This is a genomic window from Solibacillus sp. FSL K6-1523 (assembly GCF_038005225.1).
Classification (GTDB): domain Bacteria; phylum Bacillota; class Bacilli; order Bacillales_A; family Planococcaceae; genus Solibacillus.
Window position 1 is genome coordinate 2367682 of the sequence record NZ_JBBOSU010000001.1, and the last position, 15030, is coordinate 2382711.

Here is a 15030-nt window from a genome sequence, read left to right on the forward strand (position 1 = left end):
ATGGAAATCCCCATCTCATTTTGTTTTTTGTTTTTTACATAATGGAAGTGGGAAATTGAGCAACCAAAGTATCCCGACACAACCAGATTCTCGTTATAAAACATTTTTATGGCGGGGGTTGCTCTTACATTTTAAGCACCTCTTATTGAGTTAACCATTCTTTCGCTTTTTCTAGTGGCTCATCGGTTTCAACATCCGGTGGGACTGGATTGTCAAAAAACATTTCTCCATCTAGTGTTTTATTATAAGCAACCGTTACGTTAATCATTGCTTCATTATATAAAGGAAGCGTCATATTTGCAGAAGCATATCCTGCCGTGGGTTGACCAAATGTTTTTGCATGTGGTTGGCCCATAAATGCCATTAATACTGCTTCCCCTGAACTCGCTGTTTGATCATCTATTAAAACTGCTACCGGCACGTCCAGTTTAAAAGGAGCGCTGTCTGTTGCAACCTGCGTTCCCCCTCCAATGGACTTCCCGTCTTCCAATTTAACACCCATTTCACCATCTAAAAATTCAAAGTAAAAAAGATCCCCATCTTTTAAAAATGGAGAAACGGCTGTAACCATCGGCCCCATATCTCCCCCACTATTTCCACGAAGGTCGACAATCGCTCCTTTTATGTCAGTATTTATTTGAATTTCTTGTAGGGCAGTTTCAGCGTATTGTTTCCCGTATGCAGCAGCATCTGAATGTTGCGGTAATTTTATAAGGAGCACATCACCTTCACGTGTAACCACAGGCATCTCGTCTTGAGCAGATAGTGCTTGTTTATTTTCTTTCGTCAGTAAAAAAGAATGCTTACCTCCCCCTTCTTGTAAAGCCTCTTTTAGGAATGGATATGTATCCTCATAAACTGAAACTTTCTTCATTTTTTTTTCAAGTTTTGCTTTCGTTTCTTCCCACTTTTCACCTGTCGCATAATACCCATTTAGTTCAATCATATCAATTGCAACTTTTCCATACCTTTCAGCGCTCGGTGGAAAAATATAAACTGGTTTCCCGAATTGTGCACCTACAACTGGACCGAATTGATAAACAAGAAAAATACCTATTATTGCGAAAATACTTAGAATAATCATTGCCCACTTAAAGAGTTTCAATTTCATCCCTACATCCCCCACAAATAATTTATCCCACTTTTAATTTTAGCTTTTCTATCACATAAATAGATTTCCTATTAAAATCTGTGGTTATGTCCTATATTTCTTATCCAATCCAAATAATAGGAAGATAAATGATAAGACAAATAAAATTAAGAACCATATTACCCGAGATGTTGAAATAATTTCGCCAAATGGTTCTCCTTTTAGGGAATAAAATATAAAAGTTGCTATGGTACTCCCACCAACTGCAAATATTGAAACCAGTACTGCAGAAATAACAGATACAAATATTCCCTTAACAGCTATTGACATATTATTCACCTCTTAGCTATTTGAAATTTTATCTATTATATTTTACGCAATAACATTGGTAAAGGTTTCGAATAGTTGGGTTTATTTACTATTTATCTAATACATCATTTTCTTACAAAACAAACCAATCAAAAATCCCCCACAATTACCATATGTTATTTCCAAACATTAATCCATTTGATAATTGTTATCCTTTTACTTCTACCTTGCAATAAACGTCTTAACAATCTTCATTTGACTAGCTCTTATTTCTCCTGTTACGCCTTGTAAATGAAGCAGTCCTCCCCATCCTTCAGAATCCTTTAGCTTCTCGAGTTCAAATATAAGTTCCCAGCTTTTACGTATTTCTTCATCTGAATAATCCTGATCAACTTCGTCCACATTTAAACTCATATAGTCATAATTTAAAACTATATGCCATGCTTGAAAATCACTTAGTAACACATCTTCATCATCAATTTCCACCTTTATAAGGACGCCTTGTTCACCTTTCGCTAAATGACCGCTTCTCCTTAAATCCGGTCGCTCTGTCCACAGCCATGTCAGATATTCTCCCACATAATTGGAGAGCCGATTTCCCATTTGTGCCATCATCCATTTATATGGTTCAACAAATTCTTCCCAAATAAATTCGGCATTTCCTGTCAAATATCCAACATTTTGTACAACCTTCCATTTATCCATTGTTTGTATCGTCCAATAAGTTACCATGATTTTTTATTGCACCGACCTTTCATTTTATACTCACTAGGGTATTATCTCGAAAAAATAATTTCCCGAGAAATAATTGTACATAAAATAGAATAAATCGCATTTTATAACTCAATCCATACAAACCCTCTATTATTCATTACATTAGTGAGCCCCTTTCCATGCCATCAATCTAGTACGGCTCTTGTACTAATAAAAATTAAATCTATCAATTTGAAAAATTAATAGATTCTAGGTTATTTATCCATAACCTTTTCTTGAAAATGAATAGATTATAACTGTAGTCTAATTTAAATGGAAAGGAGGAAAATAATAATGTTAGATAAATATTATAAAGTAGCTCAATTTGAAAGTAATTCTAGTTTAATCCAACAAATTGAAGCATTGTATGGTGTAAAAGAAATCAATTTCATTAATTCGAAAGAAGAGATGATGGAAAAGTACTCAAACACTCTAAAATGTGAATCTTCCATTTGTGATAAACCATGTAAGCGTGAATTCTCTACATGTTTTATTAAAGAAGCACCATTAAATTTAGTAGCTGTTTCTAATGGAGTAAACCCTGTTGCAGATTTTTCAGATCTTCATATTGTCATTAAACCATGTGTTACAAAAGCAACGATTGATATTTACGGCTGTAAGCAAAAACAGGTAAAAACAAAAGTTAACGCTGTTCATATTATCGGGAAATTCGGTTACTGGTTCAATTTTGAAGAAGTCTTTTTAAACAAATGTGAGAGAAAATTTGATTTTAGAACAGCAGCAGGTCAAGGAACAGGTTTCGTGGACCAAGTACTTTGCTATGTTGCAGAAAATGACTACGAAAGTCCTGTAGACCTTTGCGATTCAAAAGTTGATGTAGATTTTAAGCAAGCTATTATTTGTGATGATAAACTTTATTTAGTGTATGACGTTAACGTAATATTCCCAAAATGTAGTTCTTGCTAATTTCCGGGAGATTTACAGGGAATTGAATGATAATACCTTTAAAAAAATAAAAATCCTCCTCCCTAAAATACCAATTTAAAAATACCGAAACGCTGTTCAATTAACGTTTCGGCATTTTCTATTTTCACAATTCTAAGCCCATCCCCCTCATAATAATCCCAGTCACCGTCTAGTTTAACAACTCCTGTTTGGGCAAAGTCCCATGTACGAAGATCTAAAACACCTACCTTTGCTTTAGGCATTTCTGCTAATGATTCCGGATTAACGAGTTGATAGAATACAAATATGAAAAATGGGATTAAAAAAATGGCAAATATTAAACTTTTCTGTTATTTCCCATAAATCCCCTCTGTTACATTTGATATTTGAGAAATTTGTGAGATGTATTCGATATTATTAAATAAATAAAATAAACATGGTATGCATAGTACTACACCATCATACGGCAGTGTCATTTGAAAGACTATCCTGTTTACAAAAAATCAAGGAATAACCGTCCCTTTTATGTAACAAATTAGGTAACGAACAAAAGAACTCTTAAAAGTTACTTATATTTGTTTAATAGTTAGGTAAGATAGAATTACGAAATGGAGAGGTACTATTGTAATAATTAACCAATTATAAGAAAGAACAAATTATGTTGATGCAGATTATACATTAGAAGAGTTGAAAGTTATAAAGTATGTGCTTGATCAATCGACTATTGTCGCAATTACGGATAAAAATGGCACGATTACTTCGACGAACGCAGAAAGAATCCCATGGCAAATACGGTGTTCTATTCATGGATATTGATGATTTTAAAAAAATAAACGATAGCTTTGGGCATTCTGTTAGGGATCTTTTTTTAATTGAATTTGCGAACCGCCTTCGTAGTTTAATTGTTAATGGCGTAAATATTTATCGTTTACACGGAGATGAATTTGTTATTATAATCGATTATGAATATAATGTATATTTACTTGCACAATCTGTTATCGAACTGCTTAAAGAAGCATTTTTAATTGATGGTACTGAATTTTATGTGAATATTAGTATCGGCATTACAAGAGGTTGCATTTCAAATGGTTATTATTACGGAGACAGTAGGTTTTATTAAAAACTTAGTAGAGGATTTAGAATTGAAGTCTTCTGAAGTAGGTAAATTATTGCAAGTAATTACTTCCATTTCAAATCAAACGAAACTATTAGCACTCAATGCCTCTATAGAAGCCGCACGTGCTGGTGAACATGGGAAAGGCTTCTCGATCGTAGCCGAGGAAGTACGCAATTTAGCGATAGGTACTGAAAAATCAGCTGCTAAAATTCAATTAGTCATTGGCTCTATTCAAGCGCAAATTAAAGAAGTGGCGAATGAGATGGGTAGCGGCATGCAAGAAATTGATAAAGGTACGGAAAAAATACTCGTGAGTGAAAAGGCATTTGATTCCATCCATCAGGCAACAATCGAAGTTGAAAAAGAAATTGATGATGTCTCAGAAGCAACAACTATTTTACTAGAGCAAGCAAATTTAACCAATACTTTGATTGAGGAAATAACACAATCCATTCATCACTCTTTAGCAAATATAGAAGGTATTTCGGCGGCATCCGAACAGCAAAGTGCCACTACACAAGTACTAAGTGAAACGACTTTATCTTTAGATCAAGTTGCACATAAATTAGATCAATTAGTTATACAAGTCAATAAATCATAGTTGTATTGATTTAGATCTGGTTATGAGAATTAATTACTATAAAGAGGAATGATTTTTTTAAATTCATTCCTCTTTATTATTTATGCTTTCGGTGCGCATTATATCTTTCCTTCATTTCCTTCTAAAAAATGAATAACCATTTCGCCCATTCTCTTTAACAGAATAAAGTGCGAGATCCGCTTTATTTAATAGTTCATCTGCCGTTTCACCTGTGTGGGTAAAAACAGCAATGCCAATACTACATGAAAGTTGATATTGAGATTTAATAAATGGTAATAATTTTTCAAAATTTGAATGGATTCGCTTTGCTAGCAGCTCTAGCTCTTCAATCGAAATGTCCGTTAACAACACTGCAAATTCATCTCCACCTAATCGAGCAACTAAATCCGTAGAGCGAGTGGAGTTATTCAGTCGCCGGGCCACTTCAATTAATACGAGATCCCCTACATCATGTCCCCATGAATCATTTATAAATTTAAAATAATCTAAATCTACAAACATGACAGCGAGCTTGGAAGAACAGCGATTCGCTTTTTCAACTTCTCCTTGAAGCTGTTTCATAAAAAGTCTGCGATTTGGTAAACCTGTCAAAGAATCGTGGTAAGCTAAATGGTAAATCATTTTCTCTGACTTTTTCCTCTCACTTATGTCTCTCATGACGAAAACGAAGTCTTCAATATGCCCGTCCTTGTCTATAATTGGATTGATGCTTGTTTCGATATCCTTATACGTATTTCTATTCGTTTTAATTCGAAACTCTAACTGAGAAAATTCCTTTATTTTTTCAGCTACTAAAGCTAATTCCGTAAATAATATTTCTCGATCCTCTTCATGTACAAATTGCAATAGTTGTTTATCTGCCAGATCAAGCATACCGTAGCCTAATACTTTCCGATGAGAAGGAGAAATATATTGAAAGTACCCTGCTCTACTAACAATTGAAATTAAATCCGATGAGTTTTCTGTAATCAAACGATATTTATCTTCATTTTTTCGCATTTCTTCCTCTATTTCTTTCCGAATCGTAATATCATTTCGGATTGATACATATTGATACGGCTTTCCACGCTCATTTAAAAAAGGGATAATTGTCGTATCTACCCAGTAAAATGAACCATCACCAGCCCGATTTCGTATTTCTCCTCTCCAAATCTTTCCTGATCCAATTGTTGCCCAAACCTTTTTAAAAAATTCCTTTGGATGGTAGCCTGAATTCAAAATGCGATGGTCTTGTCCGATTAAATCTTCCCTCTTATACTTCGATATTTCGCAAAATTTATCATTTACATAGAAGATTATTCCTCTTTGATTTGTAATTGCAACAATAGAGGATTGGTCCAGTGCATACTTCAAATCTTCTAATTCCTGTATCAACGCCTCTTTTGGCTTATTTAATTCATCCAATGGGCTCATTAAGTGTGATAGTGAAGTTACTTCGAATTGAATTGATTCTTTTGGCATATGATTTCCCCCTACTCTTGTGCAATAACCGCTAAAAGTTAGTAGTTTTATGAACTTCATTTGTATGGATTTCAATCTATTGGATTATACTAGCTACTATTTAAGAACCAGTATTATATAATTACTCATTACCGTTTTAGTAGTTAATTAAACCTAAATCATATATTAAAAACAATAAAAATACCGAAACGCTAATGAATAAACGTTTCGGCATTTTGTATTTATTAACATTCTATTTCACTTTAAGTTCAATTTACTTTCCGTGGTTTTCTCAAATAAACAAACGACCTTAAAATCATTTCTACCGGTCCGATTGAAAAGCGTTTTAAATAGAGCTGACTGATCTTTAACTGAATCCCATAGATGATGATTGATAAAAGGATTCCAACAAATACACCTAATTTCCCAAACAATCCGAATCCGTAACCATAAAAAATCGTCGTACAAATAATCGTTTGCATTAAATAGTTCGTGAGCGATAATTTCCCGATTGGGGCAAAATAATGATTCATTTGCGTTTGATAGCGGTTAAATAGCCATGCAAATAAAGCAATATAACCAATCGCTAACACATACGTCCCTGCCGAATACATAAATAAGCTAAATGGCGTATCAAAAATAATGCTCCCTTTTAGTAATAACCCTACTGGTACAAGTAGCGCCACCTTCTTATATGATTGTAGCCCCTTTTCCAACTGTATAAACGCGTCCTTTTTCGCCATACCCATCCCAAACAATACGAATGGACCTACTGCAAGGAAGCTGACAATTAAAAAGGCAATCCATATAATAAGTAGTGTGAAAACTAATCCAATGCCACCACCACCGATTATCTCACCCACTCGTTGCGTCAATATTTCTACATATGTACCTTCCTGATAAATCATGATTTCCGCCGCGGTTAAAGGCTTCATGAGTTGTACAAAATTGCTGCCAAAGAAGGCACCCACTCCGAGAATAGCTGTTAAAATGATCCCCCACACAAAATATGTTTTGACGCGACGCTTTAAGAAAAACAATAATAAAACGAACAGCGTTGAGCCATATGTTAATAACACATCGCCCTCCCATAAAAGTGTAAGATGCAAAGCTCCTAAAATCGATAGTCCCACTGCCCGTCGAAATACAATATTTTTATACTTTAACTCGGCATTCTCACGTGATTCAATCATCTTTATCAAAACATAACCAAACACAAAACCAAAAATCGGATAAACTGAACCTTCTATTACAATTTTCACAAAGTAATAACTTACTTTATTCAGCGCATTTGCCGATTCAATAATTTCTGCGCCTGATGAACCAAATTGGAAATGAAGCATATTTGCTAACAAAATACCAATTAGTGCAAAACCCCTTAATGCGTCCATCAGATCCACACGTTCTACTTTCAAATTTCCACCCACTTTTTTCATAATTAATTATTATACGAATGTAGCAAAGAATAGTTTCATAATTATTGTAAATTGTGGAATTTAAAACAGAAGTTTTTGTACTTCTAAATATTTTATGAGCAATTACTTATTAACAAGCGCACTTCATTTTTAAAAGGAAATTTGAAAATTTATGTTAAAATATATGCATAGATTAGAAGGAAATCAACAATTAGAGGATTTGAGTAAATTGATAAACAAGAATATGGAGATTCGTTATTTATAGAAAGGGGTTTGTTAAAATTGAAAGATTTTATTGGCACATTTTTTACCTGTATTGTTATTTGTTCAGTTTTTTCATTTTTCTTCCTAGATTTAATTTTAGGGAATATTTGGGTTCTCATTATTTTTAGTGCATTCTTTTTAGCCTTGCTAATCACAATTTTTCTAAATCAACAATATAAAATAGAAGATTTACAAAAGAAGGTGGAACAATTATTAAATAACAAGCAGGATTAAGTATTGTTAAAGATGTTTCCACCCATCCGTTAAAGGAAGTGTGATTTTTGGAAAAACTACTTGTTAAATCAAGCATTTATGGTTTTATATGCTCGCTTGCTATTGGAATCTTATTTATAAATAAATCTGTTTCTGTAAGAAATTCACAGGGTATGTATTCGAGTTATGAAAAAGATTTATTTGACTATGTTCTAGAGATAGCAAGATTTTCGATCAAGGGAACAATTGCGTTCATTATATTGGCGCTACTGTATAATTTATACCGCAAGTATAAGTCGAAAGGTTTTAACTGAACTCCCAACTTGTGGGAGCTTTCATTAAATAAGAACCGGACTTGCTTAATCTCATATATGCAAGTCCGGTTTCTTGTATTTTACATGCACTGAATGTAAATTATCCCCCCATCTCCTACTGAATTGGAATCATCACTTTTGCAGTTTCTTCCACCTGTATTTGTGGTAGCTGACGTGTATGGATATATGCTTTACCTACATTATTTTGATATGTTAATTTATATTCATTTGGTGCAACTGCATGGATATAATCTGTCACAAGGCTCTCACCTTCTGTATTCCTAATATCGACAAAGCCCGGTGTGAAGTTATGGTCAAATGGAATATCACTTTCTACTGTTAATGTCATTGTTGACTCTATCCCATCATTTGCTATATTTGAAATAATAAGATAACCAGCTTCCCCTAAAGAGATCCGCTGTGGTAAATGTTTCGGTATCGGCTCTTTCATTTCAATCTGATTATTCAAATTTGGTATGAAATAATAAATCAGTTGAATATTAGTCACATCATCTGCTAACGGATTTAGTAAATACTTATACACCAACCCATTTTCATCTCCGCTACCTGATGCATTAAGCACTGCTAGCGGATTATTATTTTGGTCTACAAATGTAGGATGAATCGCTCTATTTTCGGAAAATAATTTATTATAATCTTCATTAAACCTGACTTCTACCATTGTCATTGTTGTAGAAGTCACTACACTTTCCATAGTAAATTCAATATCATCCACTATCCCCTTTTGACCAGCAGCAAGCTCCTTACTTTCATTATTCACCTTTTGAATTGGTGTTGTGAATTGCCAATCTCCTTTTGTATGATCAATTTGATGTATTTTAATTGTTAAGTCGAAAGCTTCAGGTAACGGCTCGGTTGCTTGGATTTCCCACAATCCACGAAATACCCCGTCCCCATCTAGTTCACGCAAACTTTCACTGTTATTTATTCTTTCTCCGTCCACTAAAATTGTTAATGGATACACATCACCATATTCTGGCATAGTAAAAATTATATTTAAACGGGCACCATCATAAACAACTTCTTCTATTGTAAAAGGGATGCCGCTACTTGTAACGGTTTCATTCAACACTACTTTATTATCATCTGAAAGTGCATCATACAGACCCGCATCATGCTCCTCAATGGAATACATAAAGCCAATTAGTGGGACATTCGCTAGCACCGTAGCAACTTTAGGGGAAATAAACCCTGAACATAAGATGAGTACACCACTCGCAAGTATCATTAACATCCCTTTTTTAATAGGGAATTTGCGCTTCTTTTGTTGCGAATGAATACCTTTTAAAATGGCATCATCAAGCTTGTCTAGCGGCACATCAATAGAATCCAATGATTTTTTAATATTGTTCTCCATACACTTTACCCCCTTTTGTAAAATGCTTCCTTAACTCATTTAACGCCCTATGCAAATTCGTTTTAACTGTACCTTCTGGGCATTCCAGTAACGATGCAATATCCTTCGTTTGCATATCTCGATAATATCTTAATAAAATAACTGTTTTATATTTCTCGTCTAACTGCTCAATCGCTTGCAATAAATCGATTTTTTCGTCAATAGAAAATGCTTCTCCCTGTTCGAAAAATTGCTCCTCCATGTAAATGACTTTTTGGCTTTTACGAAGTGTTTCAAGTGCGGTATTAATTAAGATCTTTAAGAGCCATGTCGAAAAATATTGTTCATTTTTAACCGTCTGAATATTGTTTAACGCTTTCGTAATTGTTTCTTGTACGACATCAAGTGCATCCGTTTCATTTTTCATGTAAATATACGCCATTTTGTAAAGCTTTACTTTTTCGTTTTGTATGAGTTGTAGAAATGCTTGATCATTCCCCTTTTTAGCCTTTGCTAATAAAGACATTGCGAACACAGTTGTCACCTTCTTTTCTGTTATGTATAGGTTAGATGTTTGAACTGGGGAAAACGTTTCAAATATTTATAATTTCAACTAGAAAAAGAAATGTACTTAAGGCTCCTCATTAAAATGTGTGCATGGCTATGTTGTAAGTCTTGCTATGGGAGACAGCAAATTCTTCAATAGATTTATCTGTTTATCTGCCGGAAATAGCCAAACATTTGCGTAAACTATATATGTTGAACTTATGAAACCAGCATCCTATTTAAATGAAAATCTGACTAAGAATACGTCGTCTCCCATGGCAGCGACGCACTCGATTGAGGGAGATTTTTTAGGACGGAAAACTTTATATAGAGCTGCCCTTCCTACATGCGCACACAGATGAGTCGTACAGATTTGTGCAAACATTGTCTGTGCGCCTCATGTGCTTAGCCAGCCTAAACTAGCAAATACTTTATTAGAAGTTTTATTGAAATATTTACATAATAAGGATAGAACCTCTTGTTTAACTTATACAGCCATTAACCAGTTAAAACTAGCCACTTTCCAAGCGTTACTAGCCAAACCACGTTTTACTCGCCAAATCTCTTCAGTAACTAGCCGATTTCTCTGCCCTTAATAAAGATTCCAATGTAATTCATTTCAAAAGAACGCACAAATTCAATTCAATTCAATAAAAGATTTTAGTGTTGTCTCGTTCTTAATTCATCATTTTCTTAGAAAAACAATTCCTTCTATTAAATAGTTCCACTCTCATATTTTTAGTAGGTTATTAGTGAATATACCAAAATTGATAAAATTTTCTACAATAACGTTCACGAAATCTTTACAATTTTTTGGAAGATTTTCAATTGTATTTCCAAAATAAATAGAATAAGATAAGTTTCGAAAGGTGATTCATCGCCATTCAAGCAATATCTAACATTGAAAAAGGGGTTGGAAACATGTCAGACGTTCTAAAGCAATTTGTCATGCCATCAGTAAACTTATTTGGAGCAGGTGCAATTCAAGAAGTTGGTAACAAACTAAACGATTTAGAAGTGAAAAAGACATTGATCGTAACAGATGAGGGCTTACACAAATTAGGTCTCTCACAACAAATTGCTAATATCATTACAGCTGCTGGTATTGAAGTAGCAATTTTCCCGAAAGCAGAACCAAATCCAACAGACAAAAACGTTGAAGAAGGTATCGCGGTTTATGTTGCCGAGAACTGTGATTCAATCGTTTCGCTTGGAGGCGGCAGTGCACACGATGCAGCAAAAGGTATCGGTATTATTGCTTCGAATGGTGGGCGCATTCATGATTATGAAGGCGTAGATCAAACACAAAATCCATTAGTTCCGCTAATTGCCATCAATACAACTGCTGGTACAGCGAGCGAAATGACGCGCTTTACAATTATTACGGATACAGCGCGTAAAGTAAAAATGGCCATTGTCGACAAACATGTTACCCCTCTTGTGTCGATTAATGATCCTGAATTGATGGTTGGTTTACCACCAGCACTAACAGCAGCAACTGGCTTAGATGCATTAACACATGCAATCGAGGCATTTGTTTCAACGAATGCAACACCAATTACAGATGCTTGTGCTGAAAAAGTACTCCAAGTAATTCCAGAATATTTACCGCGCGCCTATGCAAACGGTGCTGATTTAGAGGCACGTGAGCAAATGGTTTACGCACAATTTTTAGGAGGAATGGCGTTCAACAACGCATCATTAGGGTATGTACATGCCATTGCCCATCAATTAGGTGGCTTCTATAACCTACCACATGGTGTATGTAACGCGATTTTATTACCACATGTTTGCCGTTTCAACATAACTGCACGCACAGAACGCTTTGCTAAAATTGCAGAATTATTAGGTGCAAACATTGACGGACTAAGCAAACGCGATGCTGCTGAAGAAGCGATTTTAGCAATTGAAGCGTTAGCACAAGACTTAAATATTCCAAGTGGCTTCCGCGAGCTTGGTGTTAAAGACGAAGACATCGAAATTTTAGCTAAAAATGCGATGTTAGACGTTTGCGCTGCAACAAACCCACGCAAGGCGACTCTTGAAGATATTAAACAAATTATTACAAATGCAATGGGACCGGTTGCCGTGCCAGCTAACCAAAATGAAGCTGTAACTGTATCTTAATAATGTATATATAAAAACCTTTGGATATTTTATCCAAAGGTTTTTTGTGTGCGAGACATGTACAACAATTCCATCGTGAAAGTCTATTACTAGTTTGACAATAGGAATTATTGATTGTACATCCCGTGCGATATTATTTCGTATAGTTCTTCACTTGATCCACTGCTTGCAATAATTTTCCTGTTACAATTTCGGACTCGTCGATATGATTTGTAAGTACTTTATTCGTGTCATTGAAAAGTGCCGTTGTCGTTTTGAATTTATTCATGACATCTTCACTTGATGTTTTTTGTTCTTTTATAAACGCAAGTAGCTCACTCACACCCAATTGGACGTTCGAAATAATTTGTAATAAATGATCAATTTGCGATGAAGTAGATGCACTTTTCGTAATGCCTTCTGTTACTAATTGCATATTATTTTTATTGTCTGTATAGGCTTGAGCAATTTGTTGTTCGATTTGTTTCGTTAAATTTGCGATATCTTCTGTACTTGTTTTTGTACTTTCAGCCAATTTTTTTACTTCTTCTGCAACAACTGAGAAACCTTTCCCATGTTCCCCTGCTCGCGCTGCTTCAATCGAGGCATTTAATGCTAATAAATTTGTTTGATTGGAAATATCGCCAATTACTTGGACAATTTCTGTAATTTGTTTTGAACGTTCGCTTAAATCCCCCATGCTCGCTGATGTTTTCTCTGATTGCAGTCCTAATGAATCTATTAAGCGCTCCACATCATGCACTGCTTCTTTACTACTTTCAGATAACGAAACCATTTCAGCCGATGAAGATAAAAGTGTGCTGCCATTACTTAGGGCACGATCAGAAATCATTGTCGATTGAACCGTACTTTGTTCAACTTTATTAAACTCTTTTAAAATTTGCCCTACCATTTCGCCTAAAATCGTATGTTGATCATTTACTTTATCATGTTGTTCGATTGTATCAATTAGTTCCTTATGTAATTCATTTAAAAAGATTTGAAATTCATTGTCTTTTGTATCAAGTTTTGCATTAAGTTCATCAATCTTTAATTTAAATTGTTCAATATCCTCTTTTTTAGATTGAAACATTGTCAACATTTAATATCCCCCTAAATGGAATCTGATTTTCTCATTTTTTTACGCATCTTTTAGCTAAATAAAATTTACTTAAGAAGCCTACAATTTGTCCTACCATCACAATCTACTTGATTTTAATGGATGATAGGGTCTATAGTATTACTTCATAAAACAAATAGTTAGTTCAATATATATTGAATTATTAGAATTCAAATCAAAGTGTTAAGACTATTATAGCATGATTGATCCAGTCCATGTGAATCATTTCGGATTGAATTTGCTAGTACACTCGGTATACACCTGTTCGAAAATTACTTAGTAATCCTATCTACTCGATTTGTCCAAATATATCCTTGATAACCTGCTGGAATTTTTTTAAGGCTGGCTTTTGTGTCAAATCCTTCCGACCATTTCCCATTTCCTTCAACAATTACAACTCTTGTATTAACAGATTCCATTCGAGCCACAAATTTATTTGGCCAACCCCATAAATATTTTGCATAATTCAAAGGTAGGTGCAACTCCATATTATGCAATTCTTTTGGTATATAACCCGTCCAACCGATTAATTCATATTTTAAAAGTGCATTTTTCATCCTATCATTCGTTAACAGCTTCATGTTACTATGCTTTGATTGTAAATAGTTAAATCCTTCACTGTCTCCATCACCATAGACGGTTATTTGATTCAATTGATTTTTAGACATTTCGCTTAAATAGTTATCCCACAATACTTTCGTCGTTTCCATATCGCCATCTTTTTCATGGATAAGAAACTCTTGATTTGGAAAAGCAGCAAATACCTCATCTAAGCTAGGCATCATCCCAATACCTTGACCGCGAAACGGAAAAGTAATGCCCTTATCCGCTGTATACCGGTAGCCAATGTCTAGCTTCTTTAATTCCTCCATCGTATAATCTTTGATTTTGCCGTTTCCATTTGTGCGATATTCTAATGTGAAATCATGAAAAACAGCAAGCTGGCGATCCTTCGTTAATTTAATGTCCAATTCTACTACATCCGCTCCATGATCAAACGCAGCTTTCATTGAGGAAATTGTATTTTCTAAATAAGGGTGCTCTGGTGGATAAATGATTTCAGCTGTATTCGTATCACTTTCCACTATTGATATATCAAACGTTTGAGCCAGTCCTCGATGCGCCAAAATTTTATAGTTCGTATCTTTTGAATAAAATTGACTTGTATTATTGAACCAAATGAAAGCAATCATTACGATACATAATCCCAAAACAATCGTTACATTTTTACCTTTACGTTTTTTCATCTTTCCATCCTTTCATTACTAGCTTAAATAAGAATGAGAGTCATCTAAATCATTCTTTTCCCCTCGAATATACCCGTTATTTCCATATTATTAGTGTACCTATTGTATTTTACAACATAGCACAAAAAAGTTCCGTATCATTCGGAACCTCTACCAGTATTTTCCGTCATTTATTTATAGAGATTACCTATGAAAGTAGAGGAAGATAAATGATGAAACAGCTTCTATTTCG

Annotated in this window: 15 protein-coding genes; 5 read left to right on the forward strand and 10 right to left on the reverse strand. The window is 34.4% G+C overall.

Translation table 11 applies throughout. The features are described from left to right. Window positions 1-142 precede the first annotated feature (142 nt). The 3 genes from MHI10_RS11235 to MHI10_RS11245 form a co-directional block, all read right to left on the reverse strand. Window positions 143-1111 (reverse strand): S41 family peptidase, encoded by a 969-nt coding sequence (locus tag MHI10_RS11235; protein WP_340785488.1) that lies wholly within the window; start codon window positions 1109-1111, stop codon window positions 143-145. 84 nt (window positions 1112-1195) lie between these two features. After that, entirely contained in the window at window positions 1196-1420 is a 225-nt protein-coding gene (locus tag MHI10_RS11240; protein WP_340785489.1) for a hypothetical protein, read from the reverse strand. A 201-nt stretch (window positions 1421-1621) separates the two neighbouring features. Further along, complete coding sequence (locus MHI10_RS11245) at window positions 1622-2131, reverse strand: DUF3841 domain-containing protein (RefSeq protein WP_340785491.1); 510 nt, start codon at window positions 2129-2131, stop codon at window positions 1622-1624. Between the two features lie 315 nt (window positions 2132-2446). On the opposite strand from MHI10_RS11245, the gene MHI10_RS11250 reads away from it, so the two are divergent. Continuing rightward, entirely contained in the window at window positions 2447-3079 is a 633-nt protein-coding gene (locus tag MHI10_RS11250; RefSeq protein ID WP_340785493.1) for a hypothetical protein, read from the forward strand. A 62-nt stretch (window positions 3080-3141) separates the two neighbouring features. Here the strand turns inward: MHI10_RS11250 and MHI10_RS11255 are convergent, their stop codons facing one another. Further along, a complete protein-coding gene (locus MHI10_RS11255; RefSeq protein WP_340785494.1) occupies window positions 3142-3321 on the reverse strand; it encodes a hypothetical protein in 180 nt (59 codons plus the stop codon). Window positions 3322-3761: 440 nt separating this feature from the next. On the opposite strand from MHI10_RS11255, the gene MHI10_RS11260 reads away from it, so the two are divergent. Next, window positions 3762-4178, forward strand: coding sequence for a GGDEF domain-containing protein (locus tag MHI10_RS11260; protein WP_340785497.1), 417 nt, complete (start codon window positions 3762-3764; stop codon window positions 4176-4178). Beyond that, on the forward strand, window positions 4144-4776 hold the full coding sequence (locus MHI10_RS11265) for a methyl-accepting chemotaxis protein (RefSeq protein WP_340785498.1): 633 nt from the start codon (window positions 4144-4146) through the stop codon (window positions 4774-4776). The genes MHI10_RS11260 and MHI10_RS11265 overlap by 35 nt, the downstream gene beginning before the upstream one ends. A gap of 111 nt (window positions 4777-4887) precedes the next feature. On the opposite strand, the gene MHI10_RS11270 is transcribed toward MHI10_RS11265, so the two are convergent. Continuing rightward, window positions 4888-6237, reverse strand: coding sequence for a diguanylate cyclase domain-containing protein (locus MHI10_RS11270; RefSeq protein WP_340785500.1), 1350 nt, complete (start codon window positions 6235-6237; stop codon window positions 4888-4890). A gap of 248 nt (window positions 6238-6485) precedes the next feature. Further along, on the reverse strand, window positions 6486-7631 hold the full coding sequence (locus tag MHI10_RS11275) for a DUF418 domain-containing protein (protein ID WP_340785501.1): 1146 nt from the start codon (window positions 7629-7631) through the stop codon (window positions 6486-6488). A 282-nt stretch (window positions 7632-7913) separates the two neighbouring features. Between MHI10_RS11275 and MHI10_RS11280 the strand changes: the two genes are divergently transcribed. Further along, a complete protein-coding gene (locus MHI10_RS11280; RefSeq protein WP_340785502.1) occupies window positions 7914-8129 on the forward strand; it encodes a hypothetical protein in 216 nt (71 codons plus the stop codon). Between the two features lie 408 nt (window positions 8130-8537). Here MHI10_RS11280 and MHI10_RS11285 read toward each other — a convergent pair whose 3' ends face one another. Next, window positions 8538-9800, reverse strand: coding sequence for a DUF4179 domain-containing protein (locus tag MHI10_RS11285; RefSeq protein ID WP_340785503.1), 1263 nt, complete (start codon window positions 9798-9800; stop codon window positions 8538-8540). After that, window positions 9784-10305 carry a sigma-70 family RNA polymerase sigma factor gene (locus MHI10_RS11290; protein WP_340789211.1) on the reverse strand — a complete coding sequence of 174 codons (522 nt, stop codon included), beginning with the start codon at window positions 10303-10305 and terminating at the stop codon, window positions 9784-9786. Before MHI10_RS11290 ends, MHI10_RS11285 begins: the two co-directional genes overlap by 17 nt. A gap of 941 nt (window positions 10306-11246) precedes the next feature. Here MHI10_RS11290 and MHI10_RS11295 point away from each other — a divergent pair. After that, complete coding sequence (locus MHI10_RS11295; RefSeq protein ID WP_340785505.1) at window positions 11247-12452, forward strand: iron-containing alcohol dehydrogenase; 1206 nt, start codon at window positions 11247-11249, stop codon at window positions 12450-12452. Window positions 12453-12585: 133 nt separating this feature from the next. On the opposite strand, the gene MHI10_RS11300 is transcribed toward MHI10_RS11295, so the two are convergent. After that, window positions 12586-13533 (reverse strand): methyl-accepting chemotaxis protein, encoded by a 948-nt coding sequence (locus tag MHI10_RS11300; RefSeq protein WP_340785506.1) that lies wholly within the window; start codon window positions 13531-13533, stop codon window positions 12586-12588. Between the two features lie 290 nt (window positions 13534-13823). Continuing rightward, window positions 13824-14798 (reverse strand): glycerophosphodiester phosphodiesterase family protein, encoded by a 975-nt coding sequence (locus MHI10_RS11305; protein WP_340785508.1) that lies wholly within the window; start codon window positions 14796-14798, stop codon window positions 13824-13826. Between the last annotated feature and the right edge of the window lie 232 nt (window positions 14799-15030).